Genomic DNA, 24,711 nt, shown 5'->3' on the forward strand with positions numbered 1-24,711 from the left:
GAGGGCGGGCCGTGTGCCGCGTGGGCGGGTCTCGTTCCGTCCGGGGGCCGTGCCCCCGTGGGCGCACGGCGTCCTTCTGCAGCCGACCGCGTCGCCTCGCGGGTGCACGGCGTCCTCCGCGGGCGGGGGAGCGTCTCCCCGAGGGCGGGCCGTGTGCCGCGTGGGCGGGTCTCGTTCCGTCCGGGGGCCGTGCCCCCGTGGGCGCACGGCGTCCTTCTGCAGCCGACCGCGTCGCCCCGCGGGCACACGGCGCCCCTGCGGGCGGGTCTCGTTTCGTGCGGGCGAGCCGCGTTGCCTGGCGGGACGGCGTCCTCTGCGGGCGGACCTTGTCCCGTGCAAGAGGACCGCGTTCCGCCTTGGGCACACGGCCAGCCACCCCGTGGGCGGACCTCGCCCCCCGGGCCGGCATCCCCCGTGGGCGGGACGCGTCCCTCGCAGTAGGGTCGCGTCCTCGTGGCGGCACCGTGGGCGGGTCGCTCATCCCGGTGGCAGCAGCATTCGTAGCGCCAGGGCCGTGATCACGGTGCTGGACGCCAGGGTCGTCACCAGCTGTCCCCGGGGGCCTGTCAGGGCGCGGCCGAGCAGGGCGCCGCCGCTCGCGAGCAGGAGTTGCCAGCTCGCGGAGGCGGCGAGGGCCGCCAGTACGAACACCGCCTGCTGGGACGGGGGCGCGGCCTGTGTGCCGCGGGTGCCGAGCACCAGCGCCGCGAAGTAGACCAGCGTGGTGGGGTTGAGCAGGGTGAGACCGAGCAGCGCCAGGTACGCACGGACCGGGCTCGGCGGCGGCGGGGCGGCCCGGGCGGCGAGCCGGTGCCCGCGGTACCGCCGCACCGCGCCGACCGCGCCCCGGACGGCCAGCGCGGCGAGCAGCAGGGCCGACGCCCAGCGCAGCGGCACGAGCGCCGGCCGCAGCGCGGCGGCCAGGGCCGAGCCGCCGAGCGTGGCGAGCAGGGCGTAGAGGCCGTCGGCCGTCGCCACGCCGAGCGCGGCGCACACACCGGTCCGCAGGGACGTACGGGCGGTCAGGGTGACGAGATGGGTCGCGACGGCGCCGACGGGCACGGCGATGCCGTAGCCCGCGAGCAGGCCCGCGACGAGCGCGGCGCTCACGACCGCGGCGGACCGGGCCTCCGGGGACGGCCGGGCTGCTGCTGGGACCGCGCGGGCAGTTCGGCGGCGGACGGCAGCGGCGGGAGCACATCGGTCGTGGACATGGCCGGATCCTGTATCCCGCGCCGTTTCGGCGGCAACCGAATTACGATGCGGAATGGGTGGTTCCCAGCCAGATGTCGTAGGTCCCCGATCTGGCCGAACTTCATGTCGTGCCCTAGGTGCCCCGGGCATCTAATGAAGATCGGCACGACGCATCCTTCGTCTGCGAGGTCTTCCATGACAGACCTGACCGAACTGTCCGAGCCCGTCTCCTTCCCCCAGGACCGGGCCTGCCCCTATCACCCGCCCACCGGGTACGACCCGCTGCGCACCGCCCGGCCACTGGCCCGCATCCGGCTCTACGACGGCCGCCCGGCCTGGCTCGTGACCGGCCACGCCGTCGCCCGAGACCTGCTGGTGGACCCCCGGCTGTCCACGGACCGCACCCGCTCGGGTTTCCCGGCCACCACGCCCCGCTTCGCCGCGGTCCGCGACCGCAAACCGGCGCTCCTGGGCGTCGACGACCCCAAGCACCGCACTCAGCGGCGGATGATGATCCCGAGCTTCACCCTCAAGCGCGCCACCGAACTGAGGCCGCGCATCCAGGAGATCGTCGACGAACTGCTGGACGCGATGATCGCGCAGGGACCGCCCGTCGACCTGGTGCGCGCCTTCGCGCTGCCGGTGCCGTCCATGGTGATCTGCGCCCTGCTCGGTGTGCCCTACGCCGACCACGAGTTCTTCGAGGAGCAGTCGAGGCGGCTGCTGCGCGGACCGACGGCCGAGGACACACAGGACGCCCGGGACCGGCTGGCGGAGTACCTGGAGGAGCTGATCGACCAGAAGCGTCGGCAGCCCGGCGAGGGCCTGCTGGACGAACTCGTCCAGCAGCGGCTGCACGAGGGTGAGCTGGACCGCGAGGAGCTGACCGCGCTGGCGATGATCCTCCTGGTCGCGGGTCACGAGACCACCGCCAACATGATCTCCCTGGGTACCTACACGCTCCTGCTGCACCCCGACCGGCTGACCGAGCTGCGCGCCGACGCCTCGCTGCTGCCGGACGCGATCGAGGAACTCATGCGGATGCTGTCCATCGCGGACGGGCTGCTGCGGCAGGCCACCGAGGACATCGAGATCGCCGGGACCACGATCAGGGCCGGGGAGGGCGTGGTCTTCTCCACCTCCGTCATCAACCGCGACGAGGAGGTCTACCCGGCGCCCGACACCCTCGACTTCCACCGTTCGGCCCGCCATCACGTCGCCTTCGGCTTCGGCATCCACCAGTGCCTCGGCCAGAACCTGGCCCGTACCGAGCTGGAGATCGCCCTGCGCACGCTCCTCGAACGGCTGCCCGGACTCCGGCTCGCCGCCCCGCCGGAGGAGATCCCCTTCAAACCCGGCGACACCATCCAGGGGATGCTGGAACTCCCCGTCAGCTGGTAAGAGGCTGCCGTCATGCACATCGAAATCGACAAGGACCGCTGCATCGGCGCCGGACAGTGCGCCCTGACCGCTCCGGGTGTGTTCACCCAGGACGACGACGGCTTCAGCGCCCTGCTGCCCGGCCGGGAGGACGGCGCCGGCGACCCGATGGTCCGGGAGGCCGCCCGGGCCTGCCCCGTGGGCGCCATCACGCTGTCAGAGGACGAGTAGCGGGCCACGCCGGCCACCGGTCCGCCGCGGGACGCGGCGGACCGGTGGGCCGGGCTGCCCGCCGTGCCGCCCCGTGGCCCCGGCGGAGGAGGATTGACTAGGGTTCCCGGGTGAGCGAACAGGCCCAGAAGCCCTCCGGGGCAACGCCCGGGACGAAGTCCGGGACAGCGTCCGGGAAACCCTTCCTCTACGTCGTCGTCTGTGCCGCCGGCATCGCCGAGGGCGTCAGCAAGCTGATCACCGCCGCGCAGGAACGGGGCTGGGAGGTCGGTGTCATCGCGACCCCGGTCGCCATGGGCGGCTTCTTCGACACCGCCGGGGTCGAGGCGCTGACCCGCCGCCCCATACGGTCGGCCTGGCGCACGCCGGCCGACCCGCGCCCGTTCCCGCCGCCGGACGCCGTGGTCGTGGCGCCCGCCACCTTCAACACGCTCAACAAGTGGGCCGCCGGGACCGCCGACACGCTCGCCCTGGGCACCCTGTGCGAGACGTACGGCCTGGGCGTCCCGGTCGTGGTCCTGCCGTGCGTGTCCGACACCCTCGCCGCCCACCCCGCCTACCGGGAGAGCCTCGCCCGCCTGCGCGGGATGGGCGTCCGCTTCGGGGAGCCGTTCTCCGGCGAACCGGCGCGGGACGGCGGCCGGCCCGAGTTCGGCTGGGAACGGGCACTGGACCTGCTGGACACGTTTCCGACGCGGACGCCCGCGGGCCGTCCCGGCTCGTGACCGGCGACCGCACCAAGGACAGGAGCAGCAACGATGCAGTACACAAGGCTCGGTTCGACGGGCCTCGAGGTGTCGCGGATCTGTCTGGGCTGCATGACCTACGGGGTGCCCGGCCGCGGCACGCACGAGTGGACCCTCGACGAGGAGGCGTCACGCCCGCTGATCCGGCAGGCGCTGGAAGCGGGGATCACCTTCTTCGACACGGCCAACGTCTACTCCGACGGCACCAGTGAGGAGATCGTCGGCCGCGCGCTGCGCGACTTCGCCCGCCGCGACGACATCGTGCTCGCCACCAAGGTGCACGGCCGGATGCGGCCGGGACCCAACGGCGGCGGACTGTCCCGCAAGGCGATCATGACGGAGATCGACCACAGCCTGCGCCGGCTGGGCACCGACTACGTCGACCTGTACCAGATCCACCGCTGGGACCCGCACACGCCGGTCGAGGAGACCATGGAGGCGCTGCACGACCTGGTGAGGGCGGGCAAGGTCCGCTACATCGGGGCGAGTTCGATGTACGCCTGGCAATTCTCCAAGGCCCAGTACACGGCCCTGCTGCACGGCTGGACCCGGTTCGCCTCCATGCAGAACCACTACAACCTGCTCTACCGCGAGGAGGAGCGGGAGATGCTTCCCCTGTGCGCGGACCAGGGCGTCGGCGTACTGCCGTGGAGCCCGCTGGCCCGCGGCCGCCTCACCCGGGACTGGGGCACCACCACCGGGCGGAGCGCCACCGACGCCTTCGGCGGCCGGCTCTACACGGAGGGCGACCGCGGCATCGTCGAGGCCGTCACCCGCGTCGCCGGGGACCGCGGGGTCCCGCGCGCCCAGGTCGCCCTCGCCTGGCTGCTGCGTCAGGACACGGTCACGGCGCCGATCGTCGGCGCGTCCAGGCCGGAGCACCTGCGGGACGCGGTGGCCGCGGTCGAACTGGAGCTGAGCGACAAGGAGGCCGAGGAGCTGGAAGGGCCGTACACACCGCACGCCGTCAGCGGTCACTGAGGGCGGCAATTGCCCTGTGCATCGGTCAGTAATCGCATTCCATCCGCGAGAATTGACAATTCGTCAACACAGGGCGGCGGGAGCGTTATGCACAAAACCGCGTGATCCCTTGTTGCTCGCCGCTGGCCTGTGCAAAGGTGTGGCCAGTCGGCGAGCAGGTCATGGGTCCACCCTCTGCGCGGTGGACGTTCGAGATGCCGACACGCCTTTCTGGGACGGATTTTTTGGTACGGACCAAATCCGCGGTGTGTATGGAGGAATGCGGCCGTGAAAGACCCGGGCACGTCCAATTCCCCCACGTCACCCGGTCCGTTCGGTACCACGGACGAGCAGTTGAGCGCCGAACTGCGGAAGTGGACGGGTACCTCGCCCGCTGTGCTGCCCGTCGGTGAACTCCTCGACCGGCACTGGGAGCCGGCCTTCGCCTACGCACGGCTGTGCGCCGACGGCCCGCATCCCGCGGGCATGCTCACCACCGCGGCCTTCACCCGCCTGTTCGGCGAGTCCCTGCGGCAGGCCGGGCCGACCGCCGCCTGGCGGCCTCAACTGCTCGTCACCGTACGCCGGATCGCGGCGGAGTGGAGCGGGGACCACCGCCAGGAGATGCTGCACCCGGAGCTGAGGGCCGCGGGCGCCGACGGAGAGCGGATCGCCGCGCGGCTGCTGCCGCCGGGTGACCGGCGTCTGCTGTCCCGTGCGTTCCAGCGGCTGCCGCAGACGGGCCGCGCCCTGCTGTGGCACGCGGAGGTCGACGCCGAACCCCTCGCCGTCCCGGCCCGCCTGCTCGGCCTCGACGAGGAGGACGCGCGCGTCGAACTCGGGCGGGCCCGGGAGCGGTTGCGCGAGGAGTGCCTCCAGGTGCACCGCGAGGTCGCACCCCGGCAGGAGTGCCTGCTCTACCTGCGGCTGCTCGACGTGACCTACCGGCGCGGCGGCGTCCATGTCGACCCCGATCTGCGCACGCACCTGGCCGGCTGCACGCACTGCCGGCACACCGCCGACCAACTGGCCCAGTTCAACGCGGACCTGGGCGGCGCGCTGGCCGAGGGAGTCCTCGGCTGGGGTGCCCGCGCCTACCGTGCCTCCCGCCTGGCCGGCCCCTCGGCCGCGACGGAACCGGAACCCCCCGCGCCCGCCGCCGCGTCGGGGCCGGTCGCGTCCGCCGTGGGAGAGCCGTTCGCGTCGGGGTGGCCGGAGACGCCGGACGGGGGCGAGCCTTTCGCGCCGGATCCGTCCGGTCCGGTGGCCGCCGGCCAGGCCTACCCGGCCGGGCGGCCCGACGGTCCGGGTCCGGGCGGCACCCTCGGTACCGACCCGGCGGGCAGGCCCGCCCCCGAGATGTCCGCCGCCGCGCCCTTCGCGGCCCCCGCCGCCGCCGAGCCCTGGGGTTCCGCCCCGCCGCTCGCCACCGCGGCCGTCGGCCCGGCCTCGCAAGCGGCACCGGCCGGTCGCGGTACCGGGGCCGATCGCAGGGCGCCGACGCCGGACGCGGAGCCGGTTCCGGCCGGCCGCGGCGCCGCGGCAGCGGGACCGGGGGACGGGGTGGCGTCGGCGGGCGGGACGACCGGGGGCCGTGCGGCCACGCGGGGGCGGTCGGCCCGGAAGGCGGCGCGGCGGGCGCGGCAGCGGAACCTGGTCATCGCGGTGGCGACGGTGAGCGGGCTGGTCGTGCTGCCGCTCACGCTGTGGGCGGTGCTCGGCTCCGGGGACGGAACCCCCACACGCGCCGAACGAAAGCCCTCCGGGCCGCCCGGCACCGGCGCCTCGGCCTCCGGACCGTCCTGGACCGGAGCCGGGACGGCGGCCAGGGGCACCCTGCGCGGACGGCTGCACAACGCCGCGTCCGGACTGTGCGTCGACGTCGTCGGTGAGAAGGCCGCCGAAGGCGCGGAGACCGAGCTGGCGGCCTGCTCCTCGGCCCCCGGCCAGCAATGGGTGTACGAGACCGACGGCCTGCTGCGCAGCGGCGCCGCGCCCGGCCTGTGCCTGGACTCCCACCTCGGCTACTCGGTACGGCTCGCCCCGTGCGTGGCCGGCTCCGGCCCCGGGGCCAGGAACATCCGCTACGACTTCACCCTTCAGGGCACCCTCGTACCCCGTTTCGACCAGGATCTGGCCCTGACGCCCGCCGCCACCGACGGCGGCGGCGCCCTCGTGCTCAAGACCCGCGCGAAGAACGACACCCAGCGCTGGGCGATGGACTCCTCCGCGCCGGAGCTCCAGATGGAGGTCGTCAACTGGGACCTGGACGGCGGCTCGTCGGCCCGGCCCGGCCCCGGACCGTCGGAGCCCGCGAAACCGGCGGAGACGCCCGCCCAGGCCCGCAGCGCGCCCCGGACGACCCCGTCGCCCACGGCCGGCAGCGCCGAGCCGTCCGCGACGGACAGCTGCTCCTCCCACGGCCACCCCTGCTCGTGGGACGACCGGAACCGGCGCCACCGCCACGGCGGCGGCCGCTGAAGGACGTCAGCGGTGGTGCGGCGGCGGGGGAGGGGGCATCGTCGTGAGGTCCGGCGCCGCCTCCGGCCACACCAGCAGCACCGCGCAGGGCGCGTGGTCGACGGCGAACCGCGCGGCCGGCCCCAGGCTGTGCGGGCCGAGCCGTTCACGGTCGCCGTCGCGGGCCAGCACCAGCAGGTCCGCGTCCTGCGCGGCCGCCACCACCTCGCGCTCCACCCGCCCGCGCCGCTCCATCCGGGTGCACGGCCGCCCGAGCCGGGCCGCGGCGGCCTCGAGCAGTTCGGCCGCCGACGTACCGCCGAGGTCCGTCAGCAGGTCGCCCGGGTCGCGCTCGGCATGGCCGCGGCCGAGCAGCCCGGCGAAGGCCCCGTGCGCCACGGCGGGCACCTCCGGCCCGCTGACGTGCAGCAGGACGACGTCGGACGCGTGCGGAGCATGGGTGCGCACGGCGTCCACACAGGCGGGCCAGGTGCCCTCCACCAGCCAGGTGATCACACGCATCCGGTCGGCCTCCTTCCGTGTCACAGCACCGCCAGCGCCCCCCACAGTGCCACCACGGCCGGCACGAGCGCGGCCGGCACGGCCAGCAGACCCAGCCGGGTGAACTCCCTGAGGTCCACACCGTGTTCGTGCTGGTGCACGATCCGCCGCCACAGCAGGGTCGCCAGCGACCCGGCGTAGGTGAGGTTCGGGCCGATGTTGACGCCGAGCAGCACGGCGAGGACGGCCCCCGGCCCGGTCGGCGCGGTCAGCGGCAGCAGGACCAGCACCGCGGGCAGGTTGTTGATCAGGTTGGCGAGGACGGCGGCCAGCGCGGCGACGGCGAGCAGCGCGGGCAGTCCCGTACCGCCGGGCAGGATGTGCCCGAGGGCACCGGCGAGACCGTTGTCGACCACCGCGCGGACCACGATGCCCAGGGCCAGGACGAAGGCGAGGAAGGACGGAGCAGCCGCCCGCACCACGCTGAGCGCACTCGCCCTGCGCCGCAGCAGCGCGCGCCCGGCCAGTACCAGCGCCCCCGCCAGGGCGGCCCACACCGGTGCCACGCCGAACGCGGAGGTGACGACGAACCCGGCGAGCGTGCAGGCCACGGTGACCAGGGCGAACAGCGGCAGCTCGGGCGTCTCGCAGGTGCGCGGCGAGGGCACCGCGGCGGCCAGGTCGCGGGCGAAGAAGCGCCGGAACACCACGTACTCGGCTCCGATCGCCACCAGCCACGGCAGCGCCATCAGCGCCGCGAACCGGGTGAAGCTCAGCCCGCTCGCCGCGAACGCCAGCAGGTTGGTGAGGTTGGAGACGGGCAGCAGCAGCGACGCCGTGTTGGACAGATGCGTGCAGGCGTAGACGTGCGGCTTGGGCCGTACGCCGGTGCGGGCGGCGGTGGCGAACACGACCGGCGTCAGCAGCACGACCGTGGCGTCCAGGCTGAGCACGGCGGTGATGGCGGACGCCAGCGCGAACACGGCGGTCAGCAGCCGCACCGGGCGGCCGCGCGCCCGGCGGGCCATCCATGCCCCGCAGGCATGGAACAGCCCCTCCACGTCGCAGAAGTGGGCGAGCACCAGCACCGCGGCGAGGAACCCGACCACCGGTCCCAGCCGGTCGGCCTCGGCCCGCGCGTGGTCCAGCGGGATCGCGCCGGTGGCGACGGCGATCCCGGCGGCGGGCACGGCCATGACCGCCTCGGGCCAGCCGAAGGGACGGACGACGGCCCAGGCGAGCACGGCGACGAGCAGGACGACCGAGAGGGCCTCGGCCAGCGGGGTGTTCAGAGCGGTGTTCCTCAGGACGTGACCGATGGTGCCCGCCCATCAAAGCAAAGGGCCGTGCCGGACCTGCGCGGGAGAGCGCCGCCGACGGTACCGGTCAGGGCTCGGTGCCGGGGCTGAGAACCGTCAGGAACACCGAGGAGGCGTTGCCGCCCACGGGCACCTGGCCGGCCGTCCACTTCACCGTGAGGTGGTCGCGCTCGTCCGGCGGTGTGACGATCAGCGAGGCGGGCGTCGCCGTCCTCGCCCCGCTCACTCCGGGGTTGGAGAAGGTCAGCCCCGCCCAGGCGCTCCGGCCGGGCTTCAGCGTCACCGTGGTGGGGGTGCCCGAGGACCGCTTCGGGTCCGGGCCCAGCTGCCTGCCGGAGGCGTCCACGAAGGCGGCGCCGGGATAGCCGTGCACGGTGCAGGTGCGGCCGGAGGTGTTCGTCAGGACGACCGGGAAGTTCTCCTGCCCGGCGCCCGGGTTCTCACGGCCCACCGACGCCCTGAGTTCGGAGGTGTGACAGCGGGTGCTCGTGGCGGGGGCGGGGGTGCCGCCCGTGTGCCGGACGGTGCCCGGGGCGGAGCCGGTGGCCGTGCCGCTCGGGGGCGCGGCGGCGCCGCTGGGCGCGGAGCTCGTGGCGGGAGCCGTGCCGGGTGCCGTCCCGGCGGTGGCGCCGCCGGTCGCGGGCGCGGCGGTGCCGGACACCTTCTGCGGGGCACCGCTCGTGCCGCTGTTGTGGCCGCAGGCGGTCAGCGGCAGGCCGAGCAGGGCGACCGCGCCGACGAGCAGGGCCGCCCGGCGGGCGGACGGGGACTTGTGCGCCATGTTCCACACTCCTGGGTCGCTCGCACGCGGTGACCGCGTGCCTACGGCGCCGGGTGCGCCGTCCTGAGTGTCCGATGCACGGACCGGGCGAAAAGTTCGCGGCCGGCCGCACCTTTTCTCCCGGTGACTTCTTCCCGCGCGGACCCCGGCCGGCTCTCACCCGTACGAGTTCGAGCAGCTCTCACCGGTACGAGGCCGGCCGGCTCTCACCCGTACGAGTTCGAGCAGCTCTCACCGGTACAAGGCCGGGCGGCTCTCACCCGGACGGGGTCGAGCTGCTCGACCTCGTACGGGGTCAGGTGACGCGCAGGGATCCCAGTACGCGGTCGGTCGCGTCGCCGCCGCCGTGCTGACGGATCTGCACGTACAGCTGCGGCTGCCCGCCGCCCGCCGGGACCAGCGCGGTCTCCGTGAGCCGGCCGCCGCCGGGGCAGTCGCTCCAGGCCCGGATCCGGCCGTGCCACCGCCCGCCGGTGTAGGCGCGGGCGCCGTCGTAGTGGCAGCCCGGGTGGCCGAGCGTGTCGACCCGGGCGGTGACGTCGCCGTGCTCGCTCAGTCCGGCGAACACCCCGCGCACGTCGGCCCCGAGGTCCTGCCACCGGGTCAGGTCGTCGGCGACGGCGAGCCCCGGCTCGTGCCCGGCGGGCAGCCCCAGCGCCGCGGGATCCCAGCCGGAGTCGCGCAGTTGGCGCCCCCAGCCGTCGGGCACCCGCACCGCGATCCGGCCGGTGGCGTCCTCGACGCCCACGCCGGACGCCGAGGACGGCCGGTTCACCAGGGCGAAGGCGGCCCCGGCGACGGCGACGGCCGCCACGGCGGCGGCCAGCGCGAAGGTCCTGGACCGCCCGCGCGGGCGGACGGCGGCCGTCGGGGCCGAGGCCAGCCGTTCCAGCTCGTCAGCGAACGCCTCGGCGGTGGGCCAGCGCCGCTCCCGGTCCGGTTCCAGGGCCCGCATCAGGGCCCGGGCGACACCGGGGTCCAGGCCCGGCCGCAGCCGCTCGGGCCGTACCACCGCGCCGGGCTCGGCCGGCACCGTGCCCGTGACGAGCCGGTAGCCGACCGCGCCCAGTCCGTAGACGTCCGCCCGCGCGTCGATGCCCGCGCCGGGCCCGGCCTGCTCCGGTGGCCGGTACCCGGCCGAACCCGCCGCCAGGGTCAGCCCCGAGGCCTGCGCCAGGCTCTTGGCGAGCCCGAGGTCGGCGAGCAGCACCCGGCGGCTGCCGTCCGGCGCGGTGCGCAGCAGCACGTTGCTCGGCTTGACGTCCCGGTGCACGATGCCCGCCTCGTGCAGGGCGTGGGCGGAACGGGCGGCCAGCGCGGTCAGCCGCAGGGCCTCCGGCACCGGCAGCGGACCGGCGTCGAGCAGGTCGGCGAGGGTGCCGGCGTCGGCGTACTCCATGACGAAGTACGGTCTGCCGTCGGGCAGTTCACCGATGTCGTAGACCTGGGCCACCCGGGACGAGCCGGCCCTGCGCAGCAGCCGTGCCTCGGCCAGGAACCGCTCGCGCACGTCGAGGCGGTGGGACCAGTTCTCGGCGAGGACCTTGACGGCCACGGGGGCCTCGAGCTCGTCGTCGTGGGCGAGCCACACCGTGCCGAAGGCGCCCGTGCCCAGGCGCCGTTCGAGCCGGTAGCGGCCGATCCGCTCGAGGGAGTGCATGCGACTATCATGCCTGCCCCGGGATCGACGCAAAGGGGGCCTTGTCGTGCAGAACGCCGTGCCGCTCGAAGACCTCGCCCGCCGTGCCGCCGCCGGTGACGGCACCGCGCTGGAGGCCCTGCTCCAGCAGGTCCGGCCCGAGGTGGTCCGGCGCTGCGGGCGTTTCCTGCCCTGTCGCGAGGACGCCGAGGAGGCCGCGCAGGACGTGCTGCTCCAGATCGCGCGGAGGATCACCTCCTTCGAGGGGCGCAGCCGCTTCGGCACCTGGCTCTACACGGTCGTCGCCAACTGCTGCCGCCAGAAGTACCGGGAGCTCAAGCGCCGCGCCGCCGAGCAGCCCGCGCGGATCGAGCCTGCGCAGTACGCCGACCCGCGCACCACGAGCGTCATCGCGGGCTCCCGGGTGGACCTGCTGGAGGCGCTGGACCGGCTGGAGCGGGAGCATCCCCACCTGGTGGCTCCGCTGGTGTACCGGGACATCTGCCGGCTGGAGTACGCCGAGGCCGCCGAGCGGGCGGGCATCCCGCTGGGCACGCTCAAGTCGCGGCTGTACGAGGCACGCCGGCGGGTGCGGCCCTGGCTGGCCGACGGGTCCTGAGGCCCGGCCGGGCTCACTCGTCGTCGAGCAGGCCCAGCTCCGCCCAGATCGTCTTGCCCTCGGCGGTGTGCCTGCTGCCCCACCTCCGGGTGAGCTGGGCGACCAGCAGCAGGCCGCGGCCGCCCTCGTCCCAGGTCTTGGCACGGCGCAGGTGCGGAGCGGTGTGGGTGGTGTCGGACACCTCGCAGGTCAGGTGCGACTCGTCGTGGATGAGCCGGAGCCGTATGGGCGGGGTGCCGTACCGGATCGCGTTGGTGACCAGCTCGCTGACCACCAGTTCGGCGGTGAACGCGGCCTCGCTCAGCCCCCAGTCGTCGAGCCGGTCGACGACCTGCTTGCGGACCGGCGCGACCAGTGACGGGTCGGCGGGGATCTCCCAGGTCGCCACCTGGGAGGGCGGCAGGGCGCGGGTGCGGGCCAGCAGCAGCGCCGCGTCGTCGGAGGCGCCGCCCGCCGGCAGCAGGGTGTGCAGGACGCGGTCGCAGGTCTCCTCCAGCGAGCCGCTGCGGGCGGCCAGCGCCTCGCACAGCAGCCGGTGCCCGGCGTCGGTGTCCCGCTCGCGGCTCTCGACCAGTCCGTCGGTGTAGAAGGACAGCAGGCTGCCTTCCGGCAGTTGGAGCTCGACGCTCTCGAACGGCAGCCCGCCCAGGCCCAGCGGCGGACCGGAAGGCAGCTCCACCCGGCGGGGCGGGCCGTCCGGCGGGACCAGCACCGGCGGCGGGTGCCCGGCGCGGGCGAGCGTGCAGCGCCGGGAGACCGGGTCGTACACCGCGTACAGACAGGTCGCGCCGACCTCGCCCGGCCGTCCCTCGGCCCCGGCCTCGGCGGACAACCGGGCCACCACGTCGTCCAGATGGGTGAGCAGCTCTTCCGGGGCGAGATCGATGTCGGCGAGGGTGCGCACGGCGGTGCGCAGCCGGCCCATGCTGGCCGAGGCCTGCACGCCGTGCCCGAGGACGTCCCCGACGACCAGGGCGACCCGCGTCCCGGACAGCGGGATCACGTCGAACCAGTCGCCGCCCACCCCGGCCCGGGCCGCCGGGAGGTAGCGGGAGGCCGCTTCCACCGCGGCGGTCCGCGGCAGGCTGCGCGGCAGCAGGCTGCGCTGGAGGGCGAGGGCGGTCTCCCGCTCGCGTGAGTAGCGCCGGGCGTTGTCGATGCAGACGGCGGCGCGGGCCGTGACCTCCTCGGCCAGCAGCACGTCGTCGGGCATGAAGGGGGCGGGCTGCCGGAACCGGGTGAACACGGCGACCCCGAGGGTCACGCCCCTGGCCCGGATCGGCACGGACATCGTGGCGTGGACGCCGAGTTCGCGGGAGTGCAGGCGGCGCACCGGGTCCCAGGACAGCCACTTCTCGAGGTCACCCGACTCCTTGGAGATCACCACGGAGTGGCCCGTGACCAGGGAGGCGCCCTGTGGGGAGGTGGCCGGGTACGGCTCGGTCCGCCCGGCGACGGCCAGCGCCTCCGGGCTGCCCGCGTTGACGGAGCGGTGGGCTGCCCGGCGCAGCACGACCGGCATCGTCACCGGCCCGGTGAGCGGTTCCCCGCCGTGCTCGGGCGGGTCCAGCAGGTCGACGCTGACGAAGTCGGCGAGGGCCGGGACGCAGACGTCGGCGAGTTCCTGCGCCGTCCGTGCGACGTCGAGGGTGGTGCCGATACGGACACTCGCCTCGTTGACCAGTTGCAGCCGTTCGCGCGCCCGGTACTGCTCGGTGAAGTCGTGCGCGGCGACGCACACCCCGCGCACCCGTCCCTGCGGGTCGGTGATCGGGGACATCCGGGCCAGCCAGGCGGTCACCTGGCCGTCGCCGCCTATCGGCACATACGTCCGCACGTCGTTCCCCCGGCCGGTGGTGAGGACCCGGTGCATGTGCCGCTCGAAGTCCTCGCTCTGCCGGCGGCCGCCGATCTCGGAGAGGCGCAGGCCCCGCAGCCGATCGGCCGGCACCCCGAGCACGTCGGCCATGGCGGCGTTCATCCCGTGCAGCCGCAGCCGCTCGTCGTAGATCGCCACGGCGCAGGGGGACTGCATGAGCTCGGCCCGGACCAGCGGGTCGTCGGGGTCCGGGGGACCGCCGCCCTCCAGCGGGGTGACCAGAAGCCAGTTGCCGCCGTCCTCGGGGCGCCGATGGTGGGCCAGGACCCAGACGGGCACGGCACGTCCGTCGCGGTGACGCACGGTCAGCGTGCCGTTCCAGCGCGGCTCGTCGGGAAGGCGGGTGTCCGGGCGGTCGGCCAGCAGGGTCGCGGCCCGCTCGCCCAGCACCTCCTCGGGCGCCCAGCCGAGCAGCCGGCGCGCGCCCTCGTTCCATTCGACGAGGACGCCGTGCTCGTCGACGACGGCCCGAGCCGTGGCGGCATCGTCGAACGGATACACGGGGCTCATCGTCGCCACTCCATCGCGCACACTCACAGTGAACAGGTGCGTCACTTCCGTTCCAGCCTAGTGCGTACCGGCGCCGTACGGACGGCGACCCCCCTGCCGGTCGAACGCGGTCACGCGGCCGGGCCCGCCCTGCGGCGCGCCGGCGCAGGGGACGGACGCGTCGGCGCCCCGGAGGGAAGGCCGGGCCCGCCGTCCGGCGGGCAGGGCCGTGTCGGTGGCCCGGGAGGCAACACGTCCCGTCGGGACCGTTGACGGATGTCATGGCTGCAACAAGCATGGTGCCTTCGCCCTTGGGAGCGCTCCCACTGTGCCTTCGCCCATGAAGGCGCTCCCCTGGGCGCCGCCCGTACCTCCTCCGAGGAGCTCAGACGTGAAACGACGCAGAACCACCTTGCTGTCCGTGGCAGCCCTGCTCGCGGCGGCCCTCACCACCCTGCCGTCCGCCCCGCGGGCTCTGGCCGACGAGGTCGAGCAGGTCAGGAACGGCACCTTCGACACCACCACCGAGCCGTGGTGGACGACCAGCAACGTCACCGCGGGCCTGTCCGACGGCCGGCTGTGCGCGGACGTGCCCGGCGGCACCGCCAACCGCTGGGACGCCGCCGTCGGACAGAACGACATCACCCTGGTGAAGGGCGAGACCTACCGGCTGTCGTTCACGGCGACCGGCACCCCCGACGGGCATGTCGTCCGGGCGCTCGCGGGGCTCTCGGTGGCGCCGTACGACACCTGGTTCGAGGTGAGCCCGCAGCTGAGCGTCTCGGGCAACGCCTACTCCTACACCTTCACGTCCCCCGTCGACACCACCCAGGGCCAGGTCGCCTTCCAGCTCGGCGGCACCGCGGACCCCTGGCGCTTCTGCCTGGACGACGTGTCGCTCCTCGGCGGCGTCCCGCCGGAGGTGTACGAGCCCGACACCGGGCCGCGGGTGCGGGTCAACCAGGTCGGCTATCTGCCCGGCGGCCCCAAGAACGCCACGCTGGTCACCGACGCCGGCGCCAAGCTGCCGTGGCGGCTGCGCGACGCCCGCGGGACCGTCGTCGCCCACGGCTGGAGCACGCCGCGGGGCACGGACGTCTCCTCGGGGCAGAGGGTGCACTCGATCGACTTCGGCGCCTACAAGGGGAGCGGCAAGGGCTTCACGCTGGTCGCCGACGGTGAGACGAGCCACCCGTTCGGCATCGGCGCCGACGTCTACGACCAGCTCCGCCTGGACTCGCTCAAGCACTACTACACCCAGCGCAGCGGCATCGCGATCCGCGAGGACCTGCGGCCCGGCTACGCCCGCCCGGCCGGCCACCTGAACGCCGCCCCCAACCAGGGCGACGCCAAGGTGCCCTGCCAGCCGGGCCTGTGCGACTACACGCTGGACGTCACCGGCGGCTGGTACGACGCCGGCGACCACGGCAAGTACGTCGTCAACGGCGGCATCACGACCTGGGGACTGCTGAGCACCTACGAGCGCACCCTGCACGCCCGCACCGCCCGGCCCGCGAGCCTCGGTGACCGGACGCTCGCCCTTCCGGAGAGCGGCAACAAGGTGCCCGACATCCTGGACGAGGCCCGCTGGGAGCTGGAGTTCCTGCTGAAGATGCAGGTGCCCGCCGGGAAGCCGCTGGCCGGCATGGCGCACAGCAAGGTCCACGACGAGCAGTGGACGGGGCTGCCGCTGCTGCCGAGCCAGGACCCGCAGAAGCGCGAACTGCACCGGCCGACCACCCAGGCGACCCTGAACCTGGCGGCGACGGCCGCGCAGGCGGCCCGCCTCTACGAGCCGTACGACCGTGCGTTCGCGGCGAAGGCCCTGCGGGCCGCGCGCACGGCCTGGACCGCGGCCCTCGCCCATCCCGCGGTCCACCCCGACCCGGACGACGGCATCGGCGGCGGTGCCTACCCCGACGACAACGCCACCGACGAGTTCTACTGGGCGGCCGCCGAGCTGTACCTCACCACCGGCGAGCGGCAGTTCGCGGACTACGTGACCAAGTCCCCCCTGCACACGGCCGACATCTTCGGCAGCGTCAGCTTCGACTGGGCCGCCACCGCGGTGCCCGCCCGCCTCGACCTCGCCACCGTCCCGAGCAAGCTGTCCGGCCGGGAGAAGGTGCGCCAATCGGTGATCAAGGGCGCGGACAAGTACCTCGCCACACTGAAGGCGCAGCCCTACGGCATGCCGTACGCGCCCGCGAACAACATGTACGACTGGGGCTCCAACAGCCAGATCCTCAACAACGCCCGCGTCCTCGCCGCCGCCTACGACCTCGACGGCGCCACCAAGTACCGCGACGGCGCGGTGCAGAGCATGGACTACATACTGGGCCGCAACGCCCTCAACATCTCCTACGTCACCGGCTACGGCACGGTCAGCTCCCATAACCAGCACAGCCGCTGGTACGCCCACGAGCTCGAGCCGAGCCTGCCGAACCCGCCCAGGGGCACTGTCGCGGGCGGGGCCAACTCCAGCATTCAGGACCCGTACGCGCAGAGCAAACTCCAGGGCTGCGTGGGCCAGTTCTGCTACATCGACGACATCGAGTCCTGGTCGACCAACGAGACGGCCATCAACTGGAACGCGGCGCTGGCCTGGATGGCCTCCTTCGCGGCGGACCAGGGCCGGCAGGCCGGGCCGCCCGCTCACCCCGGACGCGGGTGAGCGAGCCGGACCGCAGGAGCGCCGCCGCGTCCCCAGCGGCGCGGCGGCGCGCGGCCCAGACTGCCGCGGACCCGTCTCTCGGTACCGCTGTCCGGCCGCTGTGACCAGCGGATATTTACGGGAAAGTACCCGGGCGGTACCGTGTGGACCATGCCAGCTCTGAATGTGGAGTTCAGCGATCGCGAGCTCGAGGACCTGCGCCGGATCGCCAAGGAACGCGGCACGTCGATGAAGGCACTCGTGCGCGAGGCCGCCGCCGCGGACATAGCCCGGCACCGGGCCCTCCAGGAGGGCGCCGAGGCCTTCCGGCGGTTCTTCACGGCCCACGCGGACGAGTTCGCGACGGCCTTTCCCGAGGACGAGACAGCCACGAAGGGCGAGGGGCGGGCAGCCTGACCGATGACCCCCGTCATCCACATCGACGTGCCCTGGCTGCTCCAGCGTCACGAGGAGGTCCTGCCGGACCAGCCCGCCGTCGACGACTTCTCGGCCCTGGTGGCCGCCGTCGCCCGCCACCGTGTCGACCCGCCGCGTCTCGGCGTCAATTCGGATCCCGCCTGGCGGGCCGCCGCCCTGCTGCACACCCTCGCCGTGCTCAAACCCCTGCCGTCGGCCAACGCCCGTTTCGCCTGCGCGACGGCCGTGGCCTACATGTTCGTCAGCGGCGTCGGCGTCGACCCGCCCTACGGCGCGCTCGTCGAACTCACCCGCGACCTGATGTCCGGCAAGGCCGACGTCTACGGCGCCGCCGACCGCCTGCGCTCCTGGGAGATCTGACACCGCTCGCCGTACGCCCCAGGGGCCGCCGGCCGTGGGGCGGGAGGAACACGGTCGGCGGCTGGCGCGCGCAGGATGGCCGCCGTCCCGCGCCGGGCCCTGGAGAGGCCGAAATCAGTGCACTCCCGGGCCGGTTGCGCGGGGAGCGTGCGCGCGGGGCCGATGTGTGCGCGTGCTTCACACGGGGCGCACGGCAACGACGGGAACGCGTGGGCGCGCACCGCTCGGTGGTGTACGCCCGCAGCGCCCGGTGACGTCCCGCTTCCTGAATTTCCGTCAATGATGCCCGTGTTGTCGGTATGTCTTGTTGTGTGTCAATGAGCTGTGCAAGGCTGAGCGGCCCGCGCGTGGGCAAGGGCCGGTCCTGAAGGGACAGTTGGGGAGTCGAGCCGATTCGTCCGCCGGCCGTGTGCCAGACCCGCGGGCCCGCTCCACACAGGTACGTACCAAAGGAAGCCTCTTCGTGCCCACCCCCCACCCCTCCCGTCCTCCCAGCCCGCCGCCCGGCGGGATCCCTGGGGAGTCCGACGAATCCCTCGCCGCCCGGCTCACCGGCAGCACGGACGACGAAGTCGGCCACTGCGTCGCCCTGCTGATCGCCCGCCACTGGCAGCCGGTCCACGACTACGCGGTGATCTGCCTCGCCTCCCCGGCGCCCCTCGCGGCCATGGTGACCTCGGCCGCCTTCCACCAGGTCTTCGACCGGCTGACCCTGGGCGAGCCGGGCACCGCGCTGCGCCCCCGGCTGCTGCTGACCGTGCGGGACACGGTCCGGCTGTGGGCCGCCGAGGACCGCGTGTCCGCCGCCCTGCCCGAGCTGCACAAACCCGCCGGAGGCCGGGGCATGCGGGCCGCCGCGACCCTGGTCCCGGAGAACCGCCGGCTCGCCCAGCGGTCCTTCGAGGGCCTCGTCCCGGCCGCCCGGTGCCTGCTGTGGCACACCGAGGTCGAGGCCGAACCGCTCGGCGTCCCGGCCGGGTTGCTGGGCATGGACCCCGACACCGCCTCCCGCGCCCTGGAGGAGGCCAGGGACAAGTTCCGCGAGGGCTGCGTGCGCGCCCACCGCGACCTCGCGCCGACCGACGACTGCCGCTTCTACAACCGGCTGCTCGACGTGCCGATCCGCCGCGGCGGCGCCCTGCTGCCGGACGTCGAGCGGCATCTGGACGACTGCCGCTACTGCCGCGACGCCGCCGGGCAGCTCGGCCAGGTGGAGAACGCACCGGGCGCGCTGCTCGCCGAGGCGGTGCTCGGCTGGGGCGCCCGCCGCTACTTCGACTCCCGCCCGGGCCGCGCCGGGCACGCCGCGCGCACGAAAGGCTCCGCCCGGCACGGCGGGAGACGGTCGGCCGGAGGCGGCCGGCGCCGGCTGCTGTCCCGGCTCGCCGCGCCGGTCCGCCGCGCCCCGGGCGGCCCGCGGTCGTCCCGGGCGCTGCGCACCGGCCTCGGCCTCGTCTCCGCCTCCCTGCTCGCGACCGTGCTCGGCGTCAGCCTGTGGTCGCACGGCGACGGCACCGCCCCGGCCGCCTCAACCGGCGCGTCCGGCACGCGGGACACGGTGCACGGCGCCGGCTCCGGGGCCCCGTCCGGCGGTTCCGCGGCACCCGGCACCGCCTTGCCGTCCCCGTCGACCGAGGAGACCCGGCTGCGCAACATCGGGGCCGGCCTGTGCCTGGCCGTCCGTGGCGAGCCGAAGGCCGGAGCGGCCACCGCACTGGCCGAGTGCTCCTCGGCCTGGAGCCAGCGGTGGACGCTGGAGGACGACGGGCTGCTGCGCAGCGTCGCCGACCCCGGCCTGTGCCTCGACTCGCACGCGGACGCGGGCGTGGTCGTCCTCGGCACCTGCGCGGAGGCCGGTGACGAGCGGGGCCCCGACGTGCGCTACGTCGTGGGCGCGCGGGGAGAGTTGCAGCCCCGCTGGGGCGAAGGACTCGCCCTGGCCTCCGCCTCGCCGCAGGCGGACGCGGACATCGTCGTCAAGGTAGGCGACGGCACCGCCGCGCAGCGCTGGGCGGCCGACTCCGCGTCGGTGACTCCGGGGCCGCTGTCGGTCGCCGGGCCGGGCACGCCGTCCGCCCGCCGGGCCGCACCGCCGGACGTCACCATGTGAGCGGCCGTGGCCGCCGCCCGCGTCCGGGCGGCGGCCACGGCCGGCCGGCTCGGGTCAGGCCGGGTCCTCGACGAGGTCGCCCGCGCCGACCGTGGCCGGCCCGGCGTGTCCCGTCAGGGCGAGTGTGAGGTCGAACTCCGCGAGCAGACAGCGGATCACGTGCTCGACGCCCGCCTGGCCGTCCAGACCGAGCCCGTACGCGTACGGCCGGCCCAGCAGCACCGCCCGCGCACCGAGGGCGAGCGCCTTGAACACGTCGTCCCCGGTGCGCACACCGCTGTCGAACAGGACCGTCAGCCGGTCGCCGACCGCCTCGGCCACCCGGGGCAGCGCGTCGGCGGCCGCGACGGAGCCGGCCACCTGGCGCCCGCCGTGGTTCGACACCACCACGCCGTCCATGCCGGCGTCGGCGGCCAGGCGGGCGTCATCGGGGTGCAGGATGCCCTTCAGGACGATCGGGCCGTCCCAGTTCTCCCGCAGGAAGGCCAGATCCGGCCAGGTCTTGCCGGGGTCGGCGAACATGCCCACGAAGTGCAGCACCGCCGCGTTGGGATCCTCGTGCACCGGCTTCGCCAGACCCGCCCGGAAGGCCGGGTCGGAGAAGTAGTTGGCGGTGCCCACGCCGTGCAGGAACGGCAGGTACGCCTGGTCCAGATCGCGGGGCCGCCAGGCCAGCAGCGGGGTGTCCAGGGTGACCACCAGGACGCTGAACCCGGACGCCCCGGCCCGGCTCAACAGGCTCCGGGTCACCTCACGGTCCTTGGCCCAGTACAGCTGGAACCAGCGCTCGGCGTCCCCCATCGCCTCGGCGACCCGCTCCATGGGCGTACTGGAGGCCGACGACAGGACGAACGGCACGCCCTGCGCCGCGGCGGCACGCGCCGCCGCCGGCTCCGCGTCCGGGTGCAGGATCGACAGCACCCCGACCGGCGCCAGCGCCAGCGGGGCCGGCAGGGCCCGGCCCAGCACCTCCACCGCCAGATCGCGCGCGTGGACGTCCCGGAGCATGCGCGGCACGATCCGGCGCCGGTCCAGGGCGGCCCGGTTGGCCCGCGCCGTACTGCCGTTGCCCGCGCTGCCCGCCACATAGCCCACCGGGCCCGGGCCGAGCCGCCGCTCGGTCAGCTCCTCCAGGCGGGTCAGGTCGGTGGGCAGCCGCGGTACCGCGCCCGTCATGCCGTTGAGATAGATCTCGTACTGGAAGTCCGCCCAGTGCTTCGCCATCCGTCCCTCCCGAAGTCGCCCGTCACGCGCGTGACCCGACGATACTGGCCGGTAGGCGCGGGCCGGCAGCTCCGGGAGCGGACCGCCCGCTCGTCAGTCCGAGGCCGCGGACTCGACCAGGATCCGGGCCAGTTCGCCGGGCCGGGAGAACATCGGCCAGTGGCCGGTGTCCATCTCCACCAGTTCCCAGCGCTCGCTCTTCAGCGCCTGGGCCACGACGGGCATCGGCTCGGCCCCGTCCAGCAGGCACTTGACGTACGTCGCGGGCAGCTCGCCCAGCGGGCGCTCCAGCACGGCCGGTTCGGTGAGCGAGGGGCCGGGCTGCGGGGTGCCCTCGTGACGATGCGCTGGATCCGCTCGTCCGTCAGCTCCTGGCCGGCGCAGTCGTCCGGAGGGAGGGGCGGCCAGATGCCGTCGTTCGCGTCGAGCTCCCGGCGGACCCGGTCGCCGCCGATGCCCGACACGAACGCCTCGCCGTCCAGTGGCACGTTGGAGTCGACGAACACCACGCGCCGCAGCCTGTCACCGATCCCGCTCGGCCGCCTGACCGACCGGGATGCCCGAGCAGCTGTGCCCGACGAGGACGACGTCCCGCAGATCGTGGCGCTCCACGTGGCCGACGATGCCCTGGACGTGGGTCCGCTGCCCGGCCGGCACGTCCCTCTTCTCGGCGAGACCGCTGAGGGTGAGGGCGTGGACGTCGTGCCCGGCCTCCCGCAGACCGGGCACGACCGCGTCCCACGCCCAAGCACCCAGCCACCAACACGAAGTGAGTCATGCCGGCCGACGTACCGGGCGGGTGTGACAACGCTCCGCGATTCGCGCACCGCCGACGCGCACGGCCGCCCGCGCCGGCGGGCCGCCTCCCGGACCGGTCAGTCGGCCTCGGCGGGCACCGGCACCACGCCGCCGTCCTGCGCACCCAGCCACGCGCCGGCCACCAACACGAAGTGAGTCATGCCGGCCGACGTACCGGGCGGGTGTGACAACGCTCCGCGATTCGCGCACCGCCGACGCGCACGGCCGCCCGCGCCGGCGGGCCGCCTCCCGGACCGGTCAGCCGGCCTCGGCGGGCACCGGCACCACGCCGCCGTCCTGCGCGCCCGGCCCTGTGACGGGCGGCACCGGGACGTCGACGGCACGGGCCAGCCGCGGACCGTCGGGACCGTAGACCGCCCAGGGCTCGGGGAACAGCCACAGCAGCGCCAGGAACAGCACCGCGGCCGACGCCAGCGACAGCGGCAGGCTGATGTCGACGCCGTTCGCCACGTCGCCCAGGGGGCCGACGAACTGCCCCGGGATGTTGGTGAACAGCACCCCGATGAGCGCCGACACCCACCAGGCGGTCAGGCCGCGCCAGTTCCAGCCGTGTGTGAACCAGTACCGGCCGCCGCGCTGACGGCGGTTGAAGACCTGGAGAGCGTCCGGGTCGTACCAGCCGCGGCGGGTGTAGAAGCCGAGCATCATCACGACCATCCACGGCGTGGTGCAGGTGACGATCATCGTGGCGAACGTCGAGATCGACTGCACCAGGTTCAGCGCGAACCGCCCGATGAAGATGAACGCGAAGGCCAGGAGTCCGACCAGCACGGTCGCCCGGACCCGGGACAGCCACGGGACCACCGAGGCGAAGTCCAGTCCGGTGCCGTAGAGGGAGGTCGTGCCGGTCGACATGCCGCCGATCAGCGCGAGCAGGCACACCGGCAGGAAGAACCAGCTCGGCGAGATCGCGAGCAGCCCGCCGACGAAGTCCGGAGCGGCGGGGTCCACGTACGCGGGGGCCTTGGTGGCGATGATGCTCGCCGCCGCCAGGCCGAAGACGAACGGCAGCAGGGTGGCGATCTGCGCCAGGAACGCGGCGCCGACCACCCGGCGGCGCGGGGCGTCGGCCGGGATGTAGCGCGACCAGTCGCCGAGGAACGCGCCGAAGGAGACCGGGTTGGACAGCACGATCAGGGCCGCGCCGATGAACGACGGCCAGAACATCGACCGCGTGGCCGCGTCCGCCGAGGCGGTGAACACCCCGGCGTACCCCGGGTCGAAGTCGCCGGCGAACGCGACCGCGCCGAGCAGGAACAGCACGCTCGCGGAGGTCACCGCGATCTTGTTGACGAACAGCATGAAGCGGAAGCCGTACACGCAGACCACGAGGACCAGCGCGGCGAACAGCGCGTAGGCGACGGCGTACGAGGCGGTGCCGCGCGGCAGGCCGAAGAGCCGGTGCGCGCCGCCGACCAGGGCGTCGCCGGAGCTCCACACCGAGATGGAGAAGAACGCGGTGGCGGTCAGCAGCGACAGGAACGAGCCGACCACGCGGCCGTGGACACCCAGGTGCGCCGAGGACGAGACCGCGTTGTTGGTGCCGTTGACGGGGCCGAACACCGCCATCGGGCACAGGATCAGCGCTCCCGCGACGACCCCGAGGACGGTGGCCGCCAGGCCCTGCCAGAAGGAGAGACCGAACAGGATCGGGAAGGCGCCCAGCACACAGGTGGAGAAGGTGTTCGCGCCGCCGAAGGCGATGCGGAACAGGTCCAGGGGCCTGGCGGAGCGGTCGGCGTCGGGGATGCGCTCGATGCCGTGGCTCTCGACCTCGGTGAGGGACGGCGTGGCGGGGGAGGGGGCGGCCGGCTGGGCCTGCGGTGACTGCTGCGGGGACATGGGGGCTCCATCGGAGGACGGCGGTGGAGCGCGTGGTGGCGCGGCGGGTGGACGGGCGCTCGCCGGCGCGGGGTGTGCGGCGGGAAAAGGGCACCGTCCTCGGGGGTCCGCTGACGCTAAGGCGCCGTGCGTGAGCCGCACCAGAGGACGGTTCGTCCATCTTTCACGCCGCTGGTGGATGAATCCTCCACCCGCCGTTCACGCCTCCCCGCCGCGGGTGCCCCGGCCGCGGGTGTCCTCGTCGTGAGCCTCCTCGTCGTGGGGGTCCTCGACGTGGGTGTCCTCCGGCCGGGCATCGGGTCCCTGGGCCCGGACCCGCTGTACGTGTTCCAGCGACGCGCGCAGTTCGCCGAGCCAGTCGTCGGTGTGCCGCTGGACCAGGCGCACGCACCAGGCGAGGGCGTCGCTGCGGCTGCGGGCGACGCCGCCGGCGATCAGGGTGTCGAGGACCTGGCGCTCGGGCTGGCGCAGCCGGGTCATGACGGGCGCGGCGACATGCGTGAACAGGGCGCGCCGCCCGGCGCACTCCACGCCCCAGGACACCTTCCGGCCGAACCGGTGCTCGGCCTCGCGGGCCACCGCCATCCGGTCCTCGCGGGTGCGCTCCCGGAACTCCCCCACCCGGCCCTCGACGGCCGCCTCCCGCTCCGCGGGCCCGGCGTCCCCGGCGAGCCGGGGCGCGGGAATCCGGCCGATGACGGTGATCTCCTCGCGGTCCACCGCCACTTCGACCAGTTCCTCGAACAGATCGTCCGGCAGGCGGCCGGCGAACCAGCCGCGCACTTTCTCTCGCTGCTCTGTCGTAATCATGTAATGACCATTACGCGGCTCGTACATGAACACGAGGGGTCGCGGACAAGTCCGCCGAGAGCGGAACGGGAGTGTTTCAGGACGATTGGCGAGCGCGGGGAAACAGGCCATCCGACCGGATCCGATGATCGCCGGGCCCATGGGCAAAGGGTTGTCGCCGCGGCGTTCCGTGACTTCGCGCCACTGATTCAATACGCAAGGTTACCGAAACCCGCGGGTTCGACGTGAGTTTCCGCCCCGGACTCGGCAGACTCCCG

The 24,711-nt window shown here is 74.3% G+C and carries 19 protein-coding genes and 1 pseudogene; 10 read left to right on the plus strand and 10 right to left on the minus strand.

Annotated elements, in window-relative coordinates:
- Window positions 1-477 precede the first annotated feature (477 nt).
- On the minus strand, window positions 478-1,110 hold the full coding sequence (locus ACWC91_RS16715) for a LysE family transporter (RefSeq protein ID WP_450725936.1): 633 nt from the start codon (window positions 1,108-1,110) through the stop codon (window positions 478-480).
- Between the two features lie 279 nt (window positions 1,111-1,389).
- On the opposite strand from ACWC91_RS16715, the gene ACWC91_RS16720 reads away from it, so the two are divergent.
- The 5 genes from ACWC91_RS16720 to ACWC91_RS16740 all read left to right on the plus strand — a co-directional run bounded on the left by ACWC91_RS16720 (window position 1,390) and on the right by ACWC91_RS16740 (window position 6,992).
- Window positions 1,390-2,595 carry a cytochrome P450 gene (locus ACWC91_RS16720; protein WP_450645056.1) on the plus strand — a complete coding sequence of 402 codons (1,206 nt, stop codon included), beginning with the start codon at window positions 1,390-1,392 and terminating at the stop codon, window positions 2,593-2,595.
- A 12-nt stretch (window positions 2,596-2,607) separates the two neighbouring features.
- Window positions 2,608-2,805: a ferredoxin gene (locus ACWC91_RS16725; protein WP_225076654.1), complete on the plus strand. Its 198-nt coding sequence runs from the start codon at window positions 2,608-2,610 to the stop codon at window positions 2,803-2,805.
- A gap of 110 nt (window positions 2,806-2,915) precedes the next feature.
- Window positions 2,916-3,530, plus strand: a complete 615-nt coding sequence (locus tag ACWC91_RS16730; RefSeq protein ID WP_225076653.1) for a flavoprotein — start codon at window positions 2,916-2,918, stop codon at window positions 3,528-3,530.
- 33 nt (window positions 3,531-3,563) lie between these two features.
- On the plus strand, window positions 3,564-4,532 hold the full coding sequence (locus tag ACWC91_RS16735; RefSeq protein ID WP_225076652.1) for an aldo/keto reductase: 969 nt from the start codon (window positions 3,564-3,566) through the stop codon (window positions 4,530-4,532).
- 267 nt (window positions 4,533-4,799) lie between these two features.
- Window positions 4,800-6,992 (plus strand): ricin-type beta-trefoil lectin domain protein, encoded by a 2,193-nt coding sequence (locus tag ACWC91_RS16740; protein WP_450725938.1) that lies wholly within the window; start codon window positions 4,800-4,802, stop codon window positions 6,990-6,992.
- A gap of 6 nt (window positions 6,993-6,998) precedes the next feature.
- Here the strand turns inward: ACWC91_RS16740 and ACWC91_RS16745 are convergent, their stop codons facing one another.
- From ACWC91_RS16745 to ACWC91_RS16760, 4 genes are all read right to left on the minus strand, one after another.
- Window positions 6,999-7,493 (minus strand): universal stress protein, encoded by a 495-nt coding sequence (locus ACWC91_RS16745; protein WP_225076650.1) that lies wholly within the window; start codon window positions 7,491-7,493, stop codon window positions 6,999-7,001.
- 20 nt (window positions 7,494-7,513) lie between these two features.
- Entirely contained in the window at window positions 7,514-8,716 is a 1,203-nt protein-coding gene (locus tag ACWC91_RS16750; protein WP_450644170.1) for an arsenic transporter, read from the minus strand.
- 142 nt (window positions 8,717-8,858) lie between these two features.
- The gene (locus ACWC91_RS16755; protein WP_225076648.1) at window positions 8,859-9,572 is read right to left on the minus strand and encodes a DUF4232 domain-containing protein; all 714 of its coding nucleotides are present in this window, start codon (window positions 9,570-9,572) and stop codon (window positions 8,859-8,861) included.
- A gap of 295 nt (window positions 9,573-9,867) precedes the next feature.
- On the minus strand, window positions 9,868-11,232 hold the full coding sequence (locus tag ACWC91_RS16760) for a serine/threonine-protein kinase (protein ID WP_225076647.1): 1,365 nt from the start codon (window positions 11,230-11,232) through the stop codon (window positions 9,868-9,870).
- A gap of 46 nt (window positions 11,233-11,278) precedes the next feature.
- Between ACWC91_RS16760 and ACWC91_RS16765 the strand changes: the two genes are divergently transcribed.
- Window positions 11,279-11,830 (plus strand): RNA polymerase sigma factor, encoded by a 552-nt coding sequence (locus tag ACWC91_RS16765; protein WP_450644173.1) that lies wholly within the window; start codon window positions 11,279-11,281, stop codon window positions 11,828-11,830.
- Window positions 11,831-11,843: 13 nt separating this feature from the next.
- On the opposite strand, the gene ACWC91_RS16770 is transcribed toward ACWC91_RS16765, so the two are convergent.
- Window positions 11,844-14,219 carry a SpoIIE family protein phosphatase gene (locus tag ACWC91_RS16770; RefSeq protein ID WP_450644174.1) on the minus strand — a complete coding sequence of 792 codons (2,376 nt, stop codon included), beginning with the start codon at window positions 14,217-14,219 and terminating at the stop codon, window positions 11,844-11,846.
- Between the two features lie 370 nt (window positions 14,220-14,589).
- On the opposite strand from ACWC91_RS16770, the gene ACWC91_RS16775 reads away from it, so the two are divergent.
- The 4 genes from ACWC91_RS16775 (at window position 14,590) to ACWC91_RS16790 (ending at window position 19,759) form a co-directional block, all read left to right on the plus strand.
- Entirely contained in the window at window positions 14,590-16,872 is a 2,283-nt protein-coding gene (locus ACWC91_RS16775) for a glycoside hydrolase family 9 protein (protein ID WP_281157436.1), read from the plus strand.
- A 150-nt stretch (window positions 16,873-17,022) separates the two neighbouring features.
- Window positions 17,023-17,268: a hypothetical protein gene (locus ACWC91_RS16780; protein ID WP_225076643.1), complete on the plus strand. Its 246-nt coding sequence runs from the start codon at window positions 17,023-17,025 to the stop codon at window positions 17,266-17,268.
- A 3-nt stretch (window positions 17,269-17,271) separates the two neighbouring features.
- The gene (locus ACWC91_RS16785; RefSeq protein ID WP_225076642.1) at window positions 17,272-17,649 is read left to right on the plus strand and encodes a toxin Doc; all 378 of its coding nucleotides are present in this window, start codon (window positions 17,272-17,274) and stop codon (window positions 17,647-17,649) included.
- 463 nt (window positions 17,650-18,112) lie between these two features.
- Window positions 18,113-19,759 (plus strand): RICIN domain-containing protein, encoded by a 1,647-nt coding sequence (locus tag ACWC91_RS16790; protein ID WP_450725940.1) that lies wholly within the window; start codon window positions 18,113-18,115, stop codon window positions 19,757-19,759.
- A 54-nt stretch (window positions 19,760-19,813) separates the two neighbouring features.
- Here the strand turns inward: ACWC91_RS16790 and ACWC91_RS16795 are convergent, their stop codons facing one another.
- From ACWC91_RS16795 to ACWC91_RS16810, 4 genes and pseudogenes are all read right to left on the minus strand, one after another.
- Window positions 19,814-20,983, minus strand: a complete 1,170-nt coding sequence (locus ACWC91_RS16795) for a lactate 2-monooxygenase (protein WP_225076640.1) — start codon at window positions 20,981-20,983, stop codon at window positions 19,814-19,816.
- Between the two features lie 93 nt (window positions 20,984-21,076).
- A pseudogene (locus ACWC91_RS16800) lies at window positions 21,077-21,739 on the minus strand (alpha/beta fold hydrolase).
- Window positions 21,740-22,039: 300 nt separating this feature from the next.
- Complete coding sequence (locus ACWC91_RS16805) at window positions 22,040-23,644, minus strand: purine-cytosine permease family protein (protein WP_450725942.1); 1,605 nt, start codon at window positions 23,642-23,644, stop codon at window positions 22,040-22,042.
- Between the two features lie 198 nt (window positions 23,645-23,842).
- Complete coding sequence (locus ACWC91_RS16810; RefSeq protein WP_376500406.1) at window positions 23,843-24,454, minus strand: hypothetical protein; 612 nt, start codon at window positions 24,452-24,454, stop codon at window positions 23,843-23,845.
- Between the last annotated feature and the right edge of the window lie 257 nt (window positions 24,455-24,711).

Source organism: Streptomyces sp. NPDC001204 (assembly GCF_053598035.1).